This is a genomic window from Streptomyces sp. BL1 (genome assembly GCF_057628045.1).
Genome location: NZ_JBXYWZ010000002.1, coordinates 4114146 through 4131193 on the forward strand (window position 1 = coordinate 4114146; position 17048 = coordinate 4131193).

Genomic DNA, 17048 nt, shown 5'->3' on the forward strand with positions numbered 1-17048 from the left:
ACGCGTCAGCGCGGACGTGGCGACCCACAGGCGCGCTGTCCGAGGCCCCGCAGGGGCCGTGGGCGTCGGGCTTGCCAGGACGGGGCCGGGGTGAGGGAGGATGACGGGATTCCGTACGAAGGGAAATCCACGGTGAGCATCGACCCGTCCTCGATCCCGAATTTCGGGGACCAGCAGCCCGACTCGCAGGAGTCCGCACCCACCGGGCCCATCATCCCGGACCAGGACCTGGTGAAGCAGCTCCTGGACCAGATGGAGCTGAAGTACGTCGTCGACGAAGAGGGAGACCTCGCGGCGCCGTGGGAGGAGTTCCGTACCTACTTCATGTTCCGCGGCGAGGAGGACCAGCAGGTCTTCTCCGTCCGGACGTTCTACGACCGGCCGCACCCGATCGAGGACAAGTCCAAGGTCCTGGAGACCATCGACGACTGGAACCGCCGCACCCTGTGGCCCAAGGTCTACAGCCACACCCACGATGACGGCACCGTCCGCCTGATCGGCGAGGCGCAGATGCTGATCGGCACCGGTGTGTCGCTGGAGCACTTCGTGTCCAGCACCGTCAGCTGGGTGCGCGCCTCGATCGAGTTCGACAAGTGGCTCATCGAGCAGCTCGGCCTGGAGAAGGACGCGGAGACCGGCACCGAAGAAGAGTGACCCGGCGCGCGTCCCAGGCGCGCACCCCCAGGCGTACGCGTACGCGCCTTACCGGGGCGCCCCCTTGAGCCGTGTGACGGCCTCCGTGAGGACCTCCTGCTTCTTGCAGAAGGCGAAGCGGACGAAGGGGGCGCCCTGTGCTTCGTGGTCGTAGAAGACCTGCGTCGGTACGGCGACGACACCGCAGCGCTCCGGCAGCGCGAGGCAGAAGTCGATGCCCGAACTCTCGCCCAGCGGGCGGATGTCGGTGGTGACGAAGTAGGTGCCGGACGAGCGGAAGACGCCGAAGCCCGCCTCCGAAAGGCCGCGCGCCAGCAGATCGCGCTTGGCCCGCAGGTCGTCCCGCAGCTCCGTGAAGTAGCTGTCCGGCATCCGCAGCGCCTCGGCCACCGCGTACTGGAACGGGCCCGCGGAGACGTACGTCAGGTACTGCTTCGCCGAGCGGACCGCGGACACGAGCTCGCGGGTGCCCGTCACCCAGCCGACCTTCCAGCCGGTGAACGAGAAGGTCTTGCCCGCTGAACCGATCGTGACCGTGCGCTCCCGCATGCCGGGGAAGGACGCGAGCGGCAGGTGCTCGCCGTCGAAGACCAGGTGCTCGTACACCTCGTCGGTGACGGCCAACAGGCCGCGCTCCACGCACAGTTCGGCGATGGCCGTGAGCTCCTCGCGGTTCAGCACGGTGCCGGTCGGATTGTGCGGGGTGTTGAGCAGGATCAGCCGCGTCCGGTCGGTGACCGCGTCGCGCAGCTCGTCCAGGTCCAGGCGGTAGCTCCCGGAGGCCTGCTCGCCGGTGTGCGGGCGCAGCGTCACCGGCGCGCGGGTGCCGCCGGCCATCGCGATGGACGCCGCGTACGAGTCGTAGTACGGCTCCAGGGCGATCACCTCGTCGCCCGGCTCGACCAGCGCCAGCAGCGAGGCGGCGATCGCCTCCGTCGCGCCCGCGGTCACCAGCACCTCGGTGTCCGGGTCGCAGGTCACGCCCAGGTGTCCGTACCAGTGGGACTGGTGGTCCGCCACGGCCGCGCGCAGCTCGGGGACGCCGGGCCCGGGCGGGTACTGGTTGCCGCGGCCGTCGCGCAGCGCCCGTACGGCGGCCTCCCGCACCTCCTCGGGACCGTCGGTGTCCGGGAACCCCTGGCCGAGGTTGATGGCGCCGGTGCGCACGGCGAGCGCCGACATCTCGGCGAAGATCGTCGTGCCGAATTCGGCCAGCCGGCGGTTGAGCAGGGGACGTGCAGAAGTCATGCGCTTCATCCTCCGCGAAGCTCTCGTCTTCCTCAACCATGCTTGACGTCATGTGCGAGCGGGCAGGCGCGCTCCGCGCCGGAACGGCAGCGGGCCCTGCCGGCGTCCGAGCAGATGTACGGAACCGCGGAGACGCGGAGGTGCGCACGCGCTTAAATCGGGGCGAACGCACACAGAACGACCCAAGGGGGAATCGTCATGTCAGTCTTCTTCGTCGTGGGCATCGTGATCGTCGTGGTCGCGGCCCTCTCTCTGGCGAAACGGATCAGCGGCACCGGTGGTGGCGGCGGCGGATACCACGGCGGTGACGGCGGCAGCTGGTGGGCCGGCGGCGGAGGCGACTCCGGCGGTCACCACGGCCACCACGGCGGCGGTGGCGGCTGTGGTGGCGGCGGCGGTTGCGGAGGCGGCTCGTCCTGCGGCGGTGGCGGCGGCGGTGGCTGCGGTGGCGGAGGAGGCGGCGGCGGCAACTGAGCCGCGCGTGGGTTCCGTCCTCTCGTGGTGTGCCCGGCAGTTGAACACCTGAGCTGTACGGCCCCCGAGGGGATGGAAACCCGGTGAACATGGGTAAAAACGCTGTGGGCGCCCCGCATTCCATGATTCGGTGACTTTCTACCCCGGACCTGGCGTGGGCACGAGCCGGCGTACGTATGACCCCTGGTCTGGTGTCGAGGGGTGGACCGGCCCACCCTCCACTGCCTGTTTGCGGAGCCGACCCATGCTCACCACTCTCCACACCCCCTATACCGACACCCGTGCGGGTGATCTGGCCTGGGCGCTCGGCCGTGAGCCGATGCCGGCCCTGGCGTCGCTCGACCTCGAACTCACCGGCGCCCGGGTGCGGTTGAGCCTGCTCGGCGCCTCCCATCAGGTGCTGCTGGAGGAGCGGCACGGCAGCTGTTCGGAGACCGTCGCCTGTATGCCGGGCAGCAGCACGCCGCTGCCCCTGGGCGTCTCGAAGCAGGTCGACGGCTGGGAGTACGAGTTCGCCGCGCGGGTCGAGTCGCTCTCCAGCGGTTCGTTCGCGGGGCGCGCGCAGGAGCTGCTGGCGCTGGTCGCCGACCATCCGAACGGCCTCGCGGGCACCTTCCCCGGGGCGCCGCACGCCTTCACGGCGCTGCTGGTGCAGCGGCACGAGGGGCAGATGCACTGGCGTACGTGGCACTCCTACCCGCAGGAGGGCTGCCTGGTGTCCACCCGAACGCGCGTGGGAGTGCGGGCACTTGACCGGATGGACGAACTGGTGACGGCGGGCGAGCAGGTCGGCGCCGGGCACGTGGCCCCCGCCTGACCGGGCGGCGCCCGGCCTGCCGGAACGCGCGCGCCGGCGTTCCGCGGGTACGGGAGAACACCCGTGTGGGTGACCGGCGGCCGCAGGGCCCTCACGTAGCGTGCAATTCATGATCGACTGCGCCCTGCGCCGTTCCGGCCAGCGGGACAGCGTCCGACTGCCCGTGCCGGCGGCCCTCGGACGCGGCTTCGTCCTCGCCTCGGTCTTCGTCTGCGCGGCGTGCGGACTCGTCTATGAGCTCGAACTCGTCGCACTGGCCTCCTATTTGGTGGGCGATTCGGTCACCCAGTCCTCCGTCGTACTGTCCGTGATGGTCTTCGCGATGGGCGTCGGCTCCCTGCTCGCCAAGCGGCTGCGGTGCCGCGCGGCCGCCGGATTCGGCGCGGTGGAGGCGTTGTTGGCGCTCGTCGGCGGCAGTTCGGCGATGGCGCTGTACGCGAGCTTCGCGTGGTTCGGCGGGGCGCAGTCCGCGCTCGTCGTCTTCTCGTTCGCCATCGGGGTGCTGATCGGCGCGGAGATGCCGCTGCTGATGGTGCTCATCCAGCGCATCCGGCAGCAGGACCCCGGCGGCGCCGTCGCCGACCTGTTCGCCGCCGACTATGTGGGCGCGCTCCTCGGCGGGCTGATGTTCCCCTTCCTCCTGCTGCCGCTGTTCGGCCAGTTGACCGGTGCGCTGCTGACGGGCGTGGTGAACGCGGTCGCCGGAGGGGTGGTGGTGCTGTGGCTGTTCCGCCACGAGGTGAGCGCCCGCTCCCGGTGGGCCCTGCTCGCCGTGAACGGGGCCGTACTCCTGCTGCTGTCGGCCGGGATGGTGCTGTCCGGCGCGTTCGAGAGGGCGGCGCGCAGCGCGGTGTACGGCGGCGATGTGCGGGTGGCGCTGCGGTCCGGGGTGCAGGAGGTGGTCCTCGCGGGAGGGGACAGGCCGAAGGCGTACGGACGCGGGCGGGAACGGTCCGCCTCGGCGGGGCCCGCCTGCGGCACCCGGGACGAGGGGGAGGGCGAGGACGCGCTGAAGTTCTTCGTGGACGGGCGGCTGCGGGCGTGCTCCGAGGACGAGGCGCGGTACCACGAGGCGCTGGTGCACCCCGCGATGCGGAGCGGACCGCACGGCCGGGTGCTGGTGCTGGGCGGCGGGGACGGCCTGGCGCTGCGCGAGGTGCTGCGGTACCGGGACGTACGGCAGGTGACCGTCCTCGAACTCGACCCGGCCGTCGCCCGGTTGGCCCGCGAGGACCCGGGGCTGCGGCGGCTCAACCGTGACGCGCTCCGCGATCCGCGGGTACGGCAGACCACCGGGGACGCGTTCAACTGGCTGCGGAACCGGGCGCGTACACCCGGCGCCGTCCCGTACGACGTCGTCGTCTCCGATCTGCCGGACCCCGGGATCTCGACGGACACCAAGCTGTACTCGCAGGAGTTCTACGGCCTCGCGGCACGGGCGCTCGCGCCGCAGGGGCGCCTGGTGGTGCACGCCGGGGCGCCGAGCGTCCGGCCGCGCGACTACTGGACGGTGGAGTCCACGGTCCGCTCGGTCGGCCTGCGGACCGCGCCGTACGTGGTGGACGGCCGGCTCTCCGGTTTCACGGCGGGCCCCGACAGGGCGCTGCAGAAGGGAGCCGGTGACGCGCCGGGCCGGCCGCGGGACTGGGGGTTCGTCCTGGCCTCCCGGGGCGGCACCGTCACCTCGGCGGGCAGCACGGGCAGCGTGGTCCGGCCCCGGCTGCGGGCGCTGTCGGAGGTCGAGTTGGCGGCCGCGCGGCAGCGCGCCGAGCGGCAGCGGACCGGGGGTCTGCCGCCCTCCTCGCTGATGCATCCGCGCTATCTGCAGTGAGTCGAAACGAACGACCGGTCACATGTACGGGGTGTGGTGGGTAGGCTCCGCCCTATGGAGCACGAGGTGTACGTTCCGTTTTCGGTCGGATCGGTGCGGGCGGCGCTCGCCGAGCGGGAGCGCGTGGCGCGCTGCGTACCGGGTCTGCAGCTGGACGCCTCCGACGACGCGTCGCAGGACGCGCTCGAGGGCCGGCTGCGGGTCCGGATCGGCAGCTCCACGATCACGTACCGCGGAAGTGTGCGGCTGACGCCGGGCCATGACGGGCTGTCCGTGGAGGGCGGCGGGGCCGAGGCGCGCGGCAGCGGTTCGGTGGAGCTGTCGCTCACGCTGGCGGCGCGGCTCTCCGAGGACGGCGAGGGCACGCGGCTGGTCTGCGCGGGGACCGTGAAGGGCCAGGGCCGGCTCGCGGAGTTCGAGGAGAAGACCGTGCAGTCCGCCGGCGCGCGGCTGCTGGACCGTTTCGGCGCGGCGCTGGGCGAGAGCATCGGCGCGAATCCGCCGGGTGCCGCGGCGCCCGGGGAGGGCGCCGGCATCGGTGAGCCGGACGACAACGAGCGGGCCATCCCGGGCATCCCGAACCCGGAGGCGGACCCCGAAGACCCCGACCACATCAGCGTGTTCGAGGCCGAGATCCCGCCGTCGTCCCTGGATCCGATGATGGACGAGGGCGACGACGCGGAGGACGCCGAGGCGGACCGCGCGGTCACGGCGGAGGCGGCGCACGCGCGCCGCACGATGATCGGGCGCAGCGCGGAGGAGGTCGACCACGCCCCGCCGCGCGGCCGGTACGCGCCGATTCCCGCGCCGGAGGCGGCGGCCACGACGGCCACGCTCCGCTGGGCGGCGCCCGCGGCGGCGGCCGCCATCGCCGGCGCCATCGTCCTGACCCGCACGCTGCGCCGCCGGGGCTGACAGTGCCGTCCGTCCGTGCCGTCCGGCTGCCCCGTGCCGTTCGAAGGGCCGGGTGGACGACTGGTGTTCGAGGAGTGACGACCCCCGGCAGGGGGACGTGTGGGGTGCCGCCGGGGCGGGCCCTGCCGGTTAGGGTCGCCGTATGACGCAACCCTCCACCTCCGCCGGGGACGTGACGCTCCGCGCCGGCGACACCGAGCTCACCGTCGCTCCGGGCAACGGATGCCGGATCAGCTCGTTGAAGGTGGCCGGCACCGAACTGCTGCGGCAGGGCGAGAAGTACGGCGCCTTCGTCATGGCCCCCTGGTGCGGCCGTACCGACCAGGGACGCTTCCGCAACGGCGGCGAGCTGTACCAACTCCCCGTGAACAGCGGCCCGCACGCCATTCACGGCACGGTGCGCAACGCCCCGTGGCGGCGGTTCCGCACGGCGGAACACACCGACCGTACGGCCGCGTTCACCATCGCCCTCACCGATCCGTGGCCCTGGGAGGGCACGGTCTCCCAGCACGTCGAGCTGGCCGAGGACGGCAGCGGGGTCACGCTCACGCTGGGCGTGGAGACCGCCGACGACTCGTTCCCCGCGCAGGCCGGCTGGCACCCGTGGTTCCTGCGGAACCTGGGGAACGGCGGCGAGGACGTACGGATCGGCTTCGACCCGGAGTGGCAGGAGGAGCGCGGCGCCGACCACCTCCCCACCGGCAAGCGGATCACGCCCCTGCCCGGCCCGTGGGACGACTGCTTCGGCATGCCGGACGGCGTCGACGTGACCCTCACCTGGCCCGGTGAGCTGGAGCTGAAGGTCGCGTCCCGCGCCGAGTGGGCCGTGGTCTACGACGAGCAGCCGGAGGCCGTCTGCGTCGAGCCGCAGACCGGCCCGCCGAACGGACTGAACAGCCGCCCCCAGCTGGTCACCCCCATAGATCCGCTGGAGGTATCCACGACCTGGACCTGGCGGACGCTGTCATAGGCTCGTCCCTCATGAGCGACACACGTGGCGAGCTGCTGCAGCAGATCAAGGACAAGGCCGTGGTGCACGGCAAGGTGACCCTCTCCTCCGGGCAGGAGGCCGATTTCTACATCGACCTGCGGAGGGTGACCCTCGACGGTACGGCGGCCCCGCTGGCCGGCCAGGTGATGCTGGACGCCACGGCCGACCTGGACTTCGACGCCGTGGGCGGGCTGACGCTGGGCGCCGACCCGGTCGCGACGTCGATGCTGCACGCGGCCGCGGCGCGGGGCCGGAAGCTGGACGCCTTCGTCGTACGGAAGGCCGGCAAGGCGCACGGCCTGCAGCGCCGCATCGAGGGCCCGGACATCACGGGCCGCCGGGTGCTGATCGTCGAGGACACCTCGACCACCGGCAACTCCCCGCTGACCGCCGTCGAGGCGGCCCGCGAGGCGGGCGCGGAGGTCGTCGCGGTGGCGACGATCGTGGAGCGCGGCGCGGCCGGCGCCATCGAGGAGGCCGGCCTGCCGTACGTGCACGCCTACACCCTCGGCGACCTCGGCCTGGCCTGACCGGCGGCACGGCACAGCTCGGACACCCGGCCCCCGCCCCGCGGCGGGGGCCGTTCGCGTACCCGGGCACGCGGACGGAACCGGCCGAGTATTGGACTGCTCGGTTCATAACCTGCTAGCGTGCCGGCATGGCACGCCCGAGGAAGTTCGACGAGGAGCGCGCGGTCGACGCGGCGCTCGACGCGTTCTGGGACGCGGGGTACGAGGCGACCTCCACCCAGGACCTGTGCGAGGCCACGGGGCTGGGGCGGAGCAGCATCTACAACACCTTCCACAGCAAGCAGGACCTCTTCCGCCGCTCGCTGGCCCGCTACATGGAGCGGATGACCAGCGCGCAGCTGGAGATCATGGAGGGCGAGGCCCCGGTCCGCGACAAGGTCGGGAAGCTGCTGGGCGATGTGCTGGACACCGCGGAGCGCGGCTGTCTCTCGGTGAACACCGCCATCGAACTGGCGGGCCGGGACCCGGAGATCGCCGACATGCTGCACAAGGACAACGAACGCCGCGTCGCCGCCGTACGCGCCGCCATCGAGACGGGGCAGCGGGCCGGCGAGGTGGACCGGGACAAGGACGCGGCCACGCTCGCGCGCTTCTTCGTCTCGACCGTGGGGGGCCTCCGCGTGAGCGCCCGCAACGGCACGGGGCCGCGGCAGCTGCGTGCCGTCGCGGACACCGCGCTCGCGCTGCTCTGAGACTCTCCGGGGCTCCGTACCGCTGAACTCCCGCGCCCGGCAAGGCGTCCGGGCCGGGCCGTGCTGTGCCCACGTTTTGAACTGATTAATACAAAACTTCGGAAAAGGAGTGCGGCTCTCATGCCCCTCGCCGTGTATCTGCTGGGACTGGGCATCTTCGCCCAGGGCACCTCGGAGTTCATGCTCTCCGGGCTGCTCCCCTCCCTCGCCGCCGACCTGGGCGTCTCCATCCCCGACGCCGGTCTGCTGATCTCCGCCTTCGCCGTCGGCATGATCGTCGGCGCTCCGCTGCTGGCCGTGCTCACGCTGCGCTGGCCCCGCCGTACCGCGCTGGTCGCCTTCCAGGCGGTCTTCATCGCCGCGCACATCGTGGCCGCGCTCGCCCCCGGCTACGGGACGCTGTTCGCGACCAGGGTGGTCAGCGCCCTGGCGTACGCCGGTTTCTGGGCCGTCGCCGCCATCGCCGCGATCGGCATGAGCGGTCCGAACGCCCGGGCGAAGGCCATGGCCGTGGTCGCCGGCGGGCTCAGCGTCGCCATGATCGTCGGAGTTCCGGCCGGCACCCTGCTCGGCCAGCACGCCGGCTGGCGCGCCGCGTTCTGGGCGGTCGCCGCACTGACGGCGGCCAGCCTGGTGTCCCTGCTGGTGGCGCTCCCCGGCGGCTCCCCGCGTACGGCGGAACCCGTCACCCTGCACCGCGAACTGCGCACGATGCGCACCCCGCGGCTGTGGCTCGCGTACGCCAACACCGCGCTCAGCGTCGGCGCCGTCGTCGTCACCTTCAGCTATCTCGCCTCCCTGCTCACCGAGGTCAGCGGGGTCCCGGAGAGCTGGGTGCCGGGAGTCCTCGCGCTGTACGGGCTGGGCGCCCTCGCCGGACTCGTCGTCGGCGGGCGCACCTCGGACGCGCACCCCTTTGGCACGCTGCTGCTCGGCATCGGCGGACTGGTCGTCGTGTCCGTCGCGCTGGCCCTCACCGCGGAGAGCGCCGCGGCTGCCGTGACGCTCTCCTTCCTGCTCGGCTTCACCGGCTTCGTCACCAACCCCGCCGTCAACCAGCGCGTCGCCACCATCGCCCGGAAGGCCCCCACTCTCGCGATGGCCTCCAACACCTCGGCGTTCAACGTCGGCATCACCCTCGCCCCGCTGCTCGGCGGCCTGGCCATCGGCGCCGGCTACGGCTTCGCCTCGGTGGCCTGGACCGGCGCGGGAATCGGCGTCGTGGGCGTCCTCGCCGTGCTGCTCGCCAGGGCCCTGGAGGCCCGGCACACGGGCCGTACGGGCACCGTCGTCGAGGAGTCGAGGGCCGTCGGGAAAGTTTCACGTGAAACCATGTCCCGGGAGCTCCAGGGGTCTTGAGAGGCGCGCGGTCACCGGTCGGGAAGCCCGCCGCGCACGGGGCTGGAGCATCCGGAGCCGTCTGGGAAGATGGGGTCGACGATGACGTCGATCCGTTGAGCCGAACCAGAGCCGACACGCACTCGCACACCAAGGAGCGGACAGATGCCCATCGCGACCCCTGAGGTCTACAACGAGATGCTCGACAGGGCGAAGGCAGGCAAGTTCGCCTACCCCGCCATCAACGTCACCTCGACGCAGACCCTGCACGCGGCGCTGCGCGGCTTCGCCGAAGCGGAGAGCGACGGCATCATCCAGATCTCCACGGGTGGTGCGGAGTTCCTGGGCGGCCAGTACAGCAAGGACATGGTGTCCGGCTCGGTCGCGCTGGCCGAGTTCGCCCACATCGTGGCGAAGAAGTACCCGGTCAACATCGCGCTGCACACCGACCACTGCCCGAAGGACAAGCTCGACGGGTACGTGCGTCCGCTGCTCGCCGTCTCCAAGGAGCGCGTCGACGCCGGCCAGAACCCGCTGTTCCAGTCCCACATGTGGGACGGCTCCGCGGAGACGCTGAAGGACAACCTGGCGATCGGCCAGGAGCTGCTCGCGCAGGCCGCGGCGGCGAAGATCATCCTTGAGGTCGAGATCACCCCGACCGGCGGTGAAGAGGACGGCGTCACCCACGAGATCAACGACGAGCTGTACACCACCGTCGAGGACGCGCTGCGTACCGCCGAGGCGCTGGGTCTGGGCGAGAAGGGCCGCTACCTGCTGGCCGCCTCGTTCGGCAACGTGCACGGCGTCTACAAGCCGGGCAACGTCGTGCTGAAGCCGGAGCTGCTCAAGGAGCTGCAGTCCGGCGTCGGCGCGCAGTACGGCAAGACCGGCAACGACGCGTTCGACTTCGTCTTCCACGGCGGCTCGGGCTCCACCGACGAGGAGATCGCCACCGCGCTGGAGAACGGCGTCGTGAAGATGAACCTCGACACCGACACCCAGTACGCCTTCACCCGTCCCGTCGCGGACCACATGTTCCGCAACTACGACGGTGTCCTGAAGGTCGACGGCGAGGTCGGCAACAAGAAGGTCTACGACCCCCGCAGCTGGGGCAAGGCCGCCGAGAAGGGCATGGCCGAGCGGGTCGAGCAGGCCTGCGCCGCGCTGCGCTCCACCGGCACCAAGCTGAAGTAACGGACCCGGCGTCCGCAGAGCGGCGCGGGACGGCGGAGCAGTCCGCCGCCCCGCGCCGCTTCTGCTTCCGCCCTGCGAGACTGGGAGACATGGCCATTCACGAGAACCTGCTCGGGGGACCGCCCCCCACCCACCTCCCCGAGGAGCCCGAGCCGCGCGAGCTGCTCGCCTCCGGGACCGCCCCGTCAGAGGTCGCGGCGAAGCACCCGACCTCCTCGCTGGCGTGGGCGCAGCTCGCCGACGACGCGTTCGAGAACGGCGACGTCGTCGCGTCCTACGCCTACGCGCGTACCGGCTACCACCGCGGCCTCGACGCGCTGCGGCGGAGCGGCTGGAAGGGCCACGGCCCCGTCCCCTTCGAGCACGAGCCGAACCGCGGCTTCCTGCGCGCGCTGCACGCGCTGGCGCGGGCCGCGCAGGCGATCGGTGAGGAAGAGGAGTACGAGCGCTGCAGCACCTTCCTCAAGGAGAGCTCGCCCACGGCGGCGTCCACCCTCTCCTGACGGCGCACCGTACAAGGGTTGCCCGGGCTCCGGTCCAGGCAACCCTTGCGTGTGCCGGGAGGGTTCGCGGATGATTCCCGGTGGGTCCCGTGCCGCAGCGCGGGCACCCGAGGGGACCGGGGCTCCGACGTCGATCGGGAAGGAGCGGACCGCTACCCGGTAGCCCACTGCGAGGAGTCTGCGATGTCGCAATCCCCGAATCTCGACTTCGACGGCACGACGCCGTACGAGGACTACGTACAGGCCGATACGCTCACCCACCTCCAGCATCCGCTGTCCGAGGATCCCGGCGAGATGGTCTTCCTCGTCACCACCCAGGTCATGGAGCTGTGGTTCACCGTGCTCGTGCACGAGTGGCAGACCGCGGCCCACGCGCTGCGCCGCGACGACGTCCCCGGGGCGCTGGCGGCGCTCCGCCGCTCCACGTACGAACTGCAGTCGCTGAACGCCTCCTGGGAGCCGCTGGCGCATCTGACGCCCCAGCAGTTCAACTCGTACCGCTCCGCACTCGGTGAGGGCTCCGGCTTCCAGTCGGCGATGTACCGGCGGATGGAGTTCCTGCTCGGCGAGAAGTCCGCGTCCATGCTCGTGCCGCACCGGGGCGCGCCGCGGGTGCACGCCGAGCTGGAGAAGGCGCTGCACGAACCGAGCCTCTACGACGAGGTGCTGCGCTTCCTGGCCCGCCGCGGCGAGGACGTTCCCGCCGCCGCGCTGGAGCGCGACGTGACGCAGCGGTACGAGCCCGACGCCGGCGTCGAGGCCGTGTGGGCCGGGATCTACGCGAAGGCCGGCGAGCAGCCGGAGGGCGAACTGCTGCGGCTGGGCGAGGCCCTGACCGAGGTCGCCGAGCTGGTGTGGCGATGGCGCAACGACCATCTCGTGGCCACCAGGCGGGCGATGGGCTCCAAGACCGGCACCGGCGGCTCCGCCGGGGTGGCCTGGCTGGAGAAGCGCGCCACGAAGAACGTCTTCCCCGAGCTGTGGACGGCGCGCAGCCATGTCTGAGCCCAGGGGTGTGCAGAAGACAGGCCTCGCGGCGCAGGCCGCCGCGCTCGACGCCGAGGACGTACTGGCCGGGAAGCGCAAGGAGTTCGCGCTCCCCGAGGGCACCGTCTACCTCGACGGGAACTCCCTGGGCGCGCTGCCGCGGGGCGTCCCCGCGCGGCTCGCCGACGTCGTCGCCCGCGAATGGGGCGAGATGGGCATCCGCTCGTGGAGCGAGTCCGGGTGGTGGACGGCGCCCGAGCGGATCGGCGAGCGCGTCGCGCCGCTCGTCGGGGCCGCGCCGGGGCAGGTCGTCGTCGGGGACTCGACGAGCGTCAACGTGTTCAAGGCGCTCGTCGGCGCCGTGCGCCTCGCGCAGAGCGCGGACCCGGCCCGTACCGAAGTCCTTGTCGACGGAACCACGTTCCCCACCGACGGCTATATCGCCGCCTCCGCGGCCCGGATGACGGGCTGTACGGTGCGGGCCCTCGCACCCGCGGACATTCCGGCCGCCGCCGGTACGGCGACCGCGGCGGTGCTCGTCAACCACGCCGACTACCGCACCGGCGAACTCCACGACCTGCCCGGCATCACCGCCGCCGTGCACAGGGCCGGCGCGCTCGCCGTCTGGGACCTGTGCCACAGCGCGGGCGCGCTGCCCGTCGGACTCGACGCGCACGGTGTGGACTTCGCCGTCGGCTGTACCTACAAGTACCTGAACGGCGGCCCCGGTTCCCCCGCCTTCCTGTACGTGCGCACCGTGCACCAGCCCGCCTTCGACTCACCGCTGCCCGGCTGGAATTCGCACGCCGACCCGTTCGCCATGGACCCCGGCTACCAGCCCGCGCAGGGTGCGGCCCGCGGCCGCGTCGGCACCCCGGACATCCTGTCGCTGCTCGCGCTGGAGGAGGCGCTGACCGTCTGGGACGGGGTGGACCTCGAAGCGGTGCGGGCGAAGAGCCTCGGACTCACCGACTTCTTCCTGCGCTGCGTCCGTACGTACCTCCCCGAGGGCCGCGTCACCTCCGTCACCCCGGAGGCGCACGCGCGCCGCGGCAGCCAGATCTCGCTGCTGTGCGGCGACGGCGTGGACGCGGAACGGGCGATGAGGGACCTCACCGCACGGGGTGTGGTCGGGGATTTCCGGCGTCCCGGCGTACTCCGCTTCGGCTTCACCCCGCTCTACACTTCGTACGGGGACGCTGAGCAGGCGGCTCGCGTCCTGGGGGAGGTGACGGGGGTGACGGGGTGAGTGACGCCGGCGACGCCGAATACAAGGCACTGCTGATGCTCGACCCGGCCGTTCCGGAGCGTACGGAGCGGTACGGGGACCATGCCTCACAAATGATCGACTTCTATGGGGAGGGCGCGCCCGGACCGCGGATCGCCGTGCTGCACGGCGGATTCTGGCGGGAGGCGTACGACCGCACGCATCTGACGCCGTTCGCGGCCGCGCTGGCGGGCCGCGGCATGCGCGTCGCGCTGATCGAGTACCGGCGGGTCGGCGGGGGCGGCGGCTGGCCGGCCACCGTCGAGGACGTCGACGCGGCGCTGGAGCACCTGGGCACTCCGCCCGATGTGCTGCTGGGCCACTCGGCGGGCGGGCAGCTCGCCCTGTGGGCGGCGTCGAAGCGGGAGCACGCGGCGACCCGCGCCGTGTGCGTCGCGCCCGTCGCGGACCTCGCCCGGGCGCATCAACTGGGCCTGAGCGAGGGCGCGGTGGCCGGCTTCCTCGGCGGCGAGGGGCAGGTCGCGTCCCGGCTGTACGACGCGTGCCCGATGCAGCTGCTGCCGCGGATACCGGTGGAGATCCTGCACGGGACGGCGGACGCCGAGGTCCCGGTGGAGATGTCCCGCCGCTACGCGAACGGCTGGGGCACCCGGCTGCACCTGCTGGGCTGCGGCCACTACGCCCCGTTCACGCCGCGCACCGCGGCCTTCGAGGTCCTGGTCGACACGCTGCGCAAGTGAGCCGCACAGCACGGCGCCCCGGCCCGCCCGCGAGGGCGGACCGGGGCGCCGGTCGGGCTGAGGGGCGGCTCAGAGGAACGAGTTGATCTGGATCGTCTCGTCGCGGCCCGGGCCGACGCCGATCGCGGAGATCGGGGCGCCGGACATCTCCTCCAGGGCCTTCACGTAGGCCTGCGCGTTCTTCGGGAGCTCCTCGAAGGACTTGGCCTTGGTGATGTCCTCGGACCAGCCGGGGAGGTACTCGTAGACCGGCTTCGCGTGGTGGAAGTCGCTCTGGTTGTACGGGAGTTCCTCGACGCGCTCGCCGTCGATCTCGTACGCGACACAGACCGGGATCCGCTCCCAGCCCGTCAGCACGTCGAGCTTGGTGAGGAAGAAGTCGGTCAGGCCGTTCACGCGCGTCGCGTAGCGCGCGATGACCGCGTCGAACCAGCCGCAGCGGCGGTCCCGTCCGGTCGTCACACCGCGCTCGTGGCCGATGTCGCGCAGCGCCTCGCCGTCCGCGTCGAGCAGTTCGGTCGGGAACGGGCCCGCGCCGACACGCGTGGTGTAGGCCTTGAGGATGCCGATCACGCGGCCGATCTTCGTCGGCCCCACGCCCGAACCGGTGACGGCGCCGCCGGCGGTCGGGTTGGAGGAGGTGACGAAGGGATACGTGCCGTGGTCCACGTCCAGCAGCGTGCCCTGGCCGCCCTCGAACAGCACGACCTTGTCGTCGTCGATGGCCTGATTGAGGATCAGGCCGGTGTCGGCGACGTAGCCGCGGAGCTGCTCGGCGTAGCCCAGCATTTCCTCGGCGACCTGGGACGCGCTGACCGCGCGGCGGTTGTAGAGCTTGGCGAGGATCTGGTTCTTGAAGTCGAGGGCCGCCTCGACCTTCTGCTCCAGGATCGACTCGTCGAAGAGGTCCTGGACGCGGATGCCCACGCGGTTGATCTTGTCCGCGTACGCCGGGCCGATGCCGCGCCCCGTCGTGCCGATCTTGCGCTTCCCGAGGAAGCGCTCCGTCACCTTGTCGACCTCGGTGTGGTACGGCGTGATCAGGTGCGCGTTACCGCTGATGAGCAGTTTGGAGGTGTCGACGCCGCGCTCGTTCAGTCCGCTCAGCTCGGAGAGCAGGACCGACGGGTCGACGACGACCCCGTTTCCGATGACCGGAGTGCACCCCGGGGAGAGGATTCCGGAAGGGAGGAGATGCAGCGCGTACTTCTGGTCGCCCACGACGACCGTGTGGCCGGCGTTGTTGCCGCCCTGGTAGCGCACCACATAGTCCACCGAGCCACCGAGCAGGTCGGTGGCCTTTCCCTTGCCTTCATCACCCCACTGAGCACCGAGCAGCACGAGTGCGGGCACAGGCGTACACCCCTTCCGGGCGGGGCATGTCCCACGTGCGTGGCGCTGTTGCCATCGCAAGAGCCGCGGTCCGGTGCCCCAGATAGAGGAAGCCCCTGACGCAACAGCGACAGGGGCTCTTGCACCGAGAGGTTACCTGAGAGAGGAACGAGGTGTCGGCTCCAGACCCCACGAGGACCTCCGGTGCGCCGCTGCTCGTGGTCATCGACCCCGCGGCGAGGGAGGCGGACGGGGAGTCCGTGCGCATCGCGCGGGACGTGCTGTGCGCGGGTGCGCCGGGCGCGAAGGTGTGTCTTCCGCAGAGCGCGGCGGACGCCGCGCGGGCGCTGTCCAGAGGCGGTACCCGGCGCCCCGTGGTGGTCGGGGACGACGGGGCGCTGCTGCGCGCCGTACAGCTGCTGCACCAGGAGCGGTCGCTGGGCGCCTCGGCGCTGTCCGTGGTGCCGGTGGGCGCCTCGCCGCGGGTGGAGCTGGCCCGCCGGCTCGGCATCCCCGCGGACGCGGTGGCCGCGGCGCGGGCCGCGCTGCGCGGCACGGAGCGGCAGCTCGACCTGCTGGTCGACGACTGCGGCGGGGTGGTGCTGGGAGACCTGCGGCTCGCGTGCGAAGGGGGCGGCACCGAGTCCCCGTGGCGGCGGGTGCGCCGCCCGCTCACGGCCGCCGGGCGTACGGGCCGGCAGCCGCGGATCCGGATGCGGGTGGAGGCCGACGGCGAGGTGCTGGCCGACTGGGAGCGCCCCGCGCGGCAGGTGTCCGTCGTGACGCGGGAGGACGGCGCGGGCTTCGCGGAGGTGGCCGTGGAGGGGGCCCGCCCGGTACGGGTGAGGGCCCGTCAGATCACCGTGGCCGGACCGGAGTTCAGGTACCGGTCGGGCGGCGAGGGGCGGGGTCCCGTACGGGGCACCCGCACCTGGACGGTGGCCCCGGGGGCACTGCGGGTGATGGTGCCCCGGTGACCGGCTCCCGGAGTACGGGAGTCGCGGTCTTCAGGACTGTGACCGGCCGGCGTTGTGCTCCCGCCAGCGGCGCATGATGTCGGACAGCTCCGAGCGCAGGAACAGGAAGAACTCCTGCGTCTCGAGGATGCGCCGGCCCGCCGGGGTGTCCGGGCCGACCGCCTCGGCACCGGTGCCCATCGTGCCGGCCCAGCGGGCCAGCAGCTGGTCGCGGTTGGTGAACGTCTCGTACCAGAGGTCGGAGTGCACGCGGTACCGCTCGCGGCGCGATCCCGGTTCGCGCTCCCGGCTGATCAGGTGCACCTGGGCGAGATAGCGGACCGCCCCGGAGACCGCTGCGGGGCTGATGCGCAGCCGCTCCCCGAGCTCGGTGGAGTTCAGCGCGCCGTCGTCGGAGGCGAGCAGGCAGGCGAAGACGCGGGAGGCCATGCGCTGCATGCCGGCCTCCGTGAGGTCGGCGGCGAAGCGCTCGACGAACGGGGAGACCGTCTCGTCGTAACTCTTCAACTCCGGGGATTTCTCCGCCGTTTCGGGGGTCTCGTGCTCGCTCTCCGCTGTCACCGTTTCAGCTTCTCCCTGCTCAGGCTGTTGCTGCGT

Annotated in this window: 18 protein-coding genes; 15 read left to right on the forward strand and 3 right to left on the reverse strand. The window is 72.0% G+C overall.

Annotated features, from left to right (window positions below):
- Positions 1–132: 132 nt before the first annotated feature.
- Complete coding sequence (locus AC3AGO_RS18155) at positions 133–654, forward strand: type III secretion system chaperone family protein (protein ID WP_487821262.1); 522 nt, start codon at positions 133–135, stop codon at positions 652–654.
- A 48-nt stretch (positions 655–702) separates the two neighbouring features.
- Here the strand turns inward: AC3AGO_RS18155 and AC3AGO_RS18160 are convergent, their stop codons facing one another.
- Entirely contained in the window at positions 703–1902 is a 1200-nt protein-coding gene (locus AC3AGO_RS18160) for a pyridoxal phosphate-dependent aminotransferase (RefSeq protein WP_487821263.1), read from the reverse strand.
- Positions 1903–2100: 198 nt separating this feature from the next.
- Between AC3AGO_RS18160 and AC3AGO_RS18165 the strand changes: the two genes are divergently transcribed.
- The 13 genes from AC3AGO_RS18165 to AC3AGO_RS18225 all read left to right on the forward strand — a co-directional run bounded on the left by AC3AGO_RS18165 (position 2101) and on the right by AC3AGO_RS18225 (position 14142).
- Positions 2101–2376, forward strand: coding sequence for a hypothetical protein (locus AC3AGO_RS18165; RefSeq protein ID WP_487821264.1), 276 nt, complete (start codon positions 2101–2103; stop codon positions 2374–2376).
- A gap of 244 nt (positions 2377–2620) precedes the next feature.
- On the forward strand, positions 2621–3193 hold the full coding sequence (locus AC3AGO_RS18170; protein WP_487821265.1) for a DUF2617 family protein: 573 nt from the start codon (positions 2621–2623) through the stop codon (positions 3191–3193).
- A gap of 109 nt (positions 3194–3302) precedes the next feature.
- The gene (locus AC3AGO_RS18175; protein ID WP_487821266.1) at positions 3303–5024 is read left to right on the forward strand and encodes a spermidine synthase; all 1722 of its coding nucleotides are present in this window, start codon (positions 3303–3305) and stop codon (positions 5022–5024) included.
- Between the two features lie 54 nt (positions 5025–5078).
- Positions 5079–5939, forward strand: a complete 861-nt coding sequence (locus AC3AGO_RS18180) for an SRPBCC domain-containing protein (protein WP_487821267.1) — start codon at positions 5079–5081, stop codon at positions 5937–5939.
- Positions 5940–6081: 142 nt separating this feature from the next.
- Positions 6082–6909 carry an aldose epimerase family protein gene (locus tag AC3AGO_RS18185; RefSeq protein WP_487821268.1) on the forward strand — a complete coding sequence of 276 codons (828 nt, stop codon included), beginning with the start codon at positions 6082–6084 and terminating at the stop codon, positions 6907–6909.
- Positions 6910–6920: 11 nt separating this feature from the next.
- Complete coding sequence (pyrE, locus tag AC3AGO_RS18190; RefSeq protein ID WP_487821269.1) at positions 6921–7460, forward strand: orotate phosphoribosyltransferase; 540 nt, start codon at positions 6921–6923, stop codon at positions 7458–7460.
- 128 nt (positions 7461–7588) lie between these two features.
- Entirely contained in the window at positions 7589–8152 is a 564-nt protein-coding gene (locus tag AC3AGO_RS18195; RefSeq protein ID WP_487821270.1) for a TetR/AcrR family transcriptional regulator, read from the forward strand.
- 120 nt (positions 8153–8272) lie between these two features.
- Positions 8273–9511, forward strand: coding sequence for a Cmx/CmrA family chloramphenicol efflux MFS transporter (locus tag AC3AGO_RS18200; protein ID WP_487821271.1), 1239 nt, complete (start codon positions 8273–8275; stop codon positions 9509–9511).
- Positions 9512–9655: 144 nt separating this feature from the next.
- Positions 9656–10684, forward strand: coding sequence for a class II fructose-bisphosphate aldolase (gene fbaA / locus AC3AGO_RS18205; RefSeq protein WP_487821272.1), 1029 nt, complete (start codon positions 9656–9658; stop codon positions 10682–10684).
- Between the two features lie 89 nt (positions 10685–10773).
- On the forward strand, positions 10774–11187 hold the full coding sequence (locus tag AC3AGO_RS18210; RefSeq protein ID WP_487821273.1) for a DUF3151 domain-containing protein: 414 nt from the start codon (positions 10774–10776) through the stop codon (positions 11185–11187).
- Positions 11188–11370: 183 nt separating this feature from the next.
- Complete coding sequence (locus AC3AGO_RS18215; RefSeq protein WP_487821274.1) at positions 11371–12192, forward strand: tryptophan 2,3-dioxygenase family protein; 822 nt, start codon at positions 11371–11373, stop codon at positions 12190–12192.
- Positions 12185–13423, forward strand: coding sequence for a kynureninase (kynU, locus tag AC3AGO_RS18220; RefSeq protein ID WP_487821275.1), 1239 nt, complete (start codon positions 12185–12187; stop codon positions 13421–13423). The genes AC3AGO_RS18215 and kynU overlap by 8 nt, the downstream gene beginning before the upstream one ends.
- A gap of 35 nt (positions 13424–13458) precedes the next feature.
- Complete coding sequence (locus tag AC3AGO_RS18225; RefSeq protein WP_487824701.1) at positions 13459–14142, forward strand: alpha/beta hydrolase family protein; 684 nt, start codon at positions 13459–13461, stop codon at positions 14140–14142.
- Positions 14143–14211: 69 nt separating this feature from the next.
- Here AC3AGO_RS18225 and AC3AGO_RS18230 read toward each other — a convergent pair whose 3' ends face one another.
- Positions 14212–15495 carry an adenylosuccinate synthase gene (locus AC3AGO_RS18230; protein WP_487821276.1) on the reverse strand — a complete coding sequence of 428 codons (1284 nt, stop codon included), beginning with the start codon at positions 15493–15495 and terminating at the stop codon, positions 14212–14214.
- Positions 15496–15647: 152 nt separating this feature from the next.
- On the opposite strand from AC3AGO_RS18230, the gene AC3AGO_RS18235 reads away from it, so the two are divergent.
- Positions 15648–16451: a diacylglycerol kinase family protein gene (locus tag AC3AGO_RS18235; protein WP_487821277.1), complete on the forward strand. Its 804-nt coding sequence runs from the start codon at positions 15648–15650 to the stop codon at positions 16449–16451.
- Between the two features lie 30 nt (positions 16452–16481).
- Here AC3AGO_RS18235 and AC3AGO_RS18240 read toward each other — a convergent pair whose 3' ends face one another.
- Positions 16482–17012 (reverse strand): GbsR/MarR family transcriptional regulator, encoded by a 531-nt coding sequence (locus AC3AGO_RS18240; protein WP_487821278.1) that lies wholly within the window; start codon positions 17010–17012, stop codon positions 16482–16484.
- Between the last annotated feature and the right edge of the window lie 36 nt (positions 17013–17048).

Excerpts from the sequence above, each read along its gene's own strand:
- AC3AGO_RS18170 (WP_487821265.1), top strand. The coding sequence starts at position 2,621 with ATGCTCACCACTCTCCACACCCCCTATACCGACACCCGTGCGGGTGAT.
- AC3AGO_RS18160 (WP_487821263.1), bottom strand. The coding sequence starts at position 1,902 with ATGACTTCTGCACGTCCCCTGCTCAACCGCCGGCTGGCCGAATTCGGC.
- AC3AGO_RS18180 (WP_487821267.1), top strand. The coding sequence starts at position 5,079 with ATGGAGCACGAGGTGTACGTTCCGTTTTCGGTCGGATCGGTGCGGGCG.
- fbaA (WP_487821272.1), top strand. The coding sequence starts at position 9,656 with ATGCCCATCGCGACCCCTGAGGTCTACAACGAGATGCTCGACAGGGCG.
- AC3AGO_RS18215 (WP_487821274.1), top strand. The coding sequence starts at position 11,371 with ATGTCGCAATCCCCGAATCTCGACTTCGACGGCACGACGCCGTACGAG.
- pyrE (WP_487821269.1), top strand. The coding sequence starts at position 6,921 with ATGAGCGACACACGTGGCGAGCTGCTGCAGCAGATCAAGGACAAGGCC.
- AC3AGO_RS18225 (WP_487824701.1), top strand. The coding sequence starts at position 13,459 with ATGCTCGACCCGGCCGTTCCGGAGCGTACGGAGCGGTACGGGGACCAT.
- AC3AGO_RS18195 (WP_487821270.1), top strand. The coding sequence starts at position 7,589 with ATGGCACGCCCGAGGAAGTTCGACGAGGAGCGCGCGGTCGACGCGGCG.
- kynU (WP_487821275.1), top strand. The coding sequence starts at position 12,185 with ATGTCTGAGCCCAGGGGTGTGCAGAAGACAGGCCTCGCGGCGCAGGCC.
- AC3AGO_RS18165 (WP_487821264.1), top strand. The coding sequence starts at position 2,101 with ATGTCAGTCTTCTTCGTCGTGGGCATCGTGATCGTCGTGGTCGCGGCC.
- AC3AGO_RS18200 (WP_487821271.1), top strand. The coding sequence starts at position 8,273 with ATGCCCCTCGCCGTGTATCTGCTGGGACTGGGCATCTTCGCCCAGGGC.
- AC3AGO_RS18185 (WP_487821268.1), top strand. The coding sequence starts at position 6,082 with ATGACGCAACCCTCCACCTCCGCCGGGGACGTGACGCTCCGCGCCGGC.
- AC3AGO_RS18175 (WP_487821266.1), top strand. The coding sequence starts at position 3,303 with ATGATCGACTGCGCCCTGCGCCGTTCCGGCCAGCGGGACAGCGTCCGA.
- AC3AGO_RS18210 (WP_487821273.1), top strand. The coding sequence starts at position 10,774 with ATGGCCATTCACGAGAACCTGCTCGGGGGACCGCCCCCCACCCACCTC.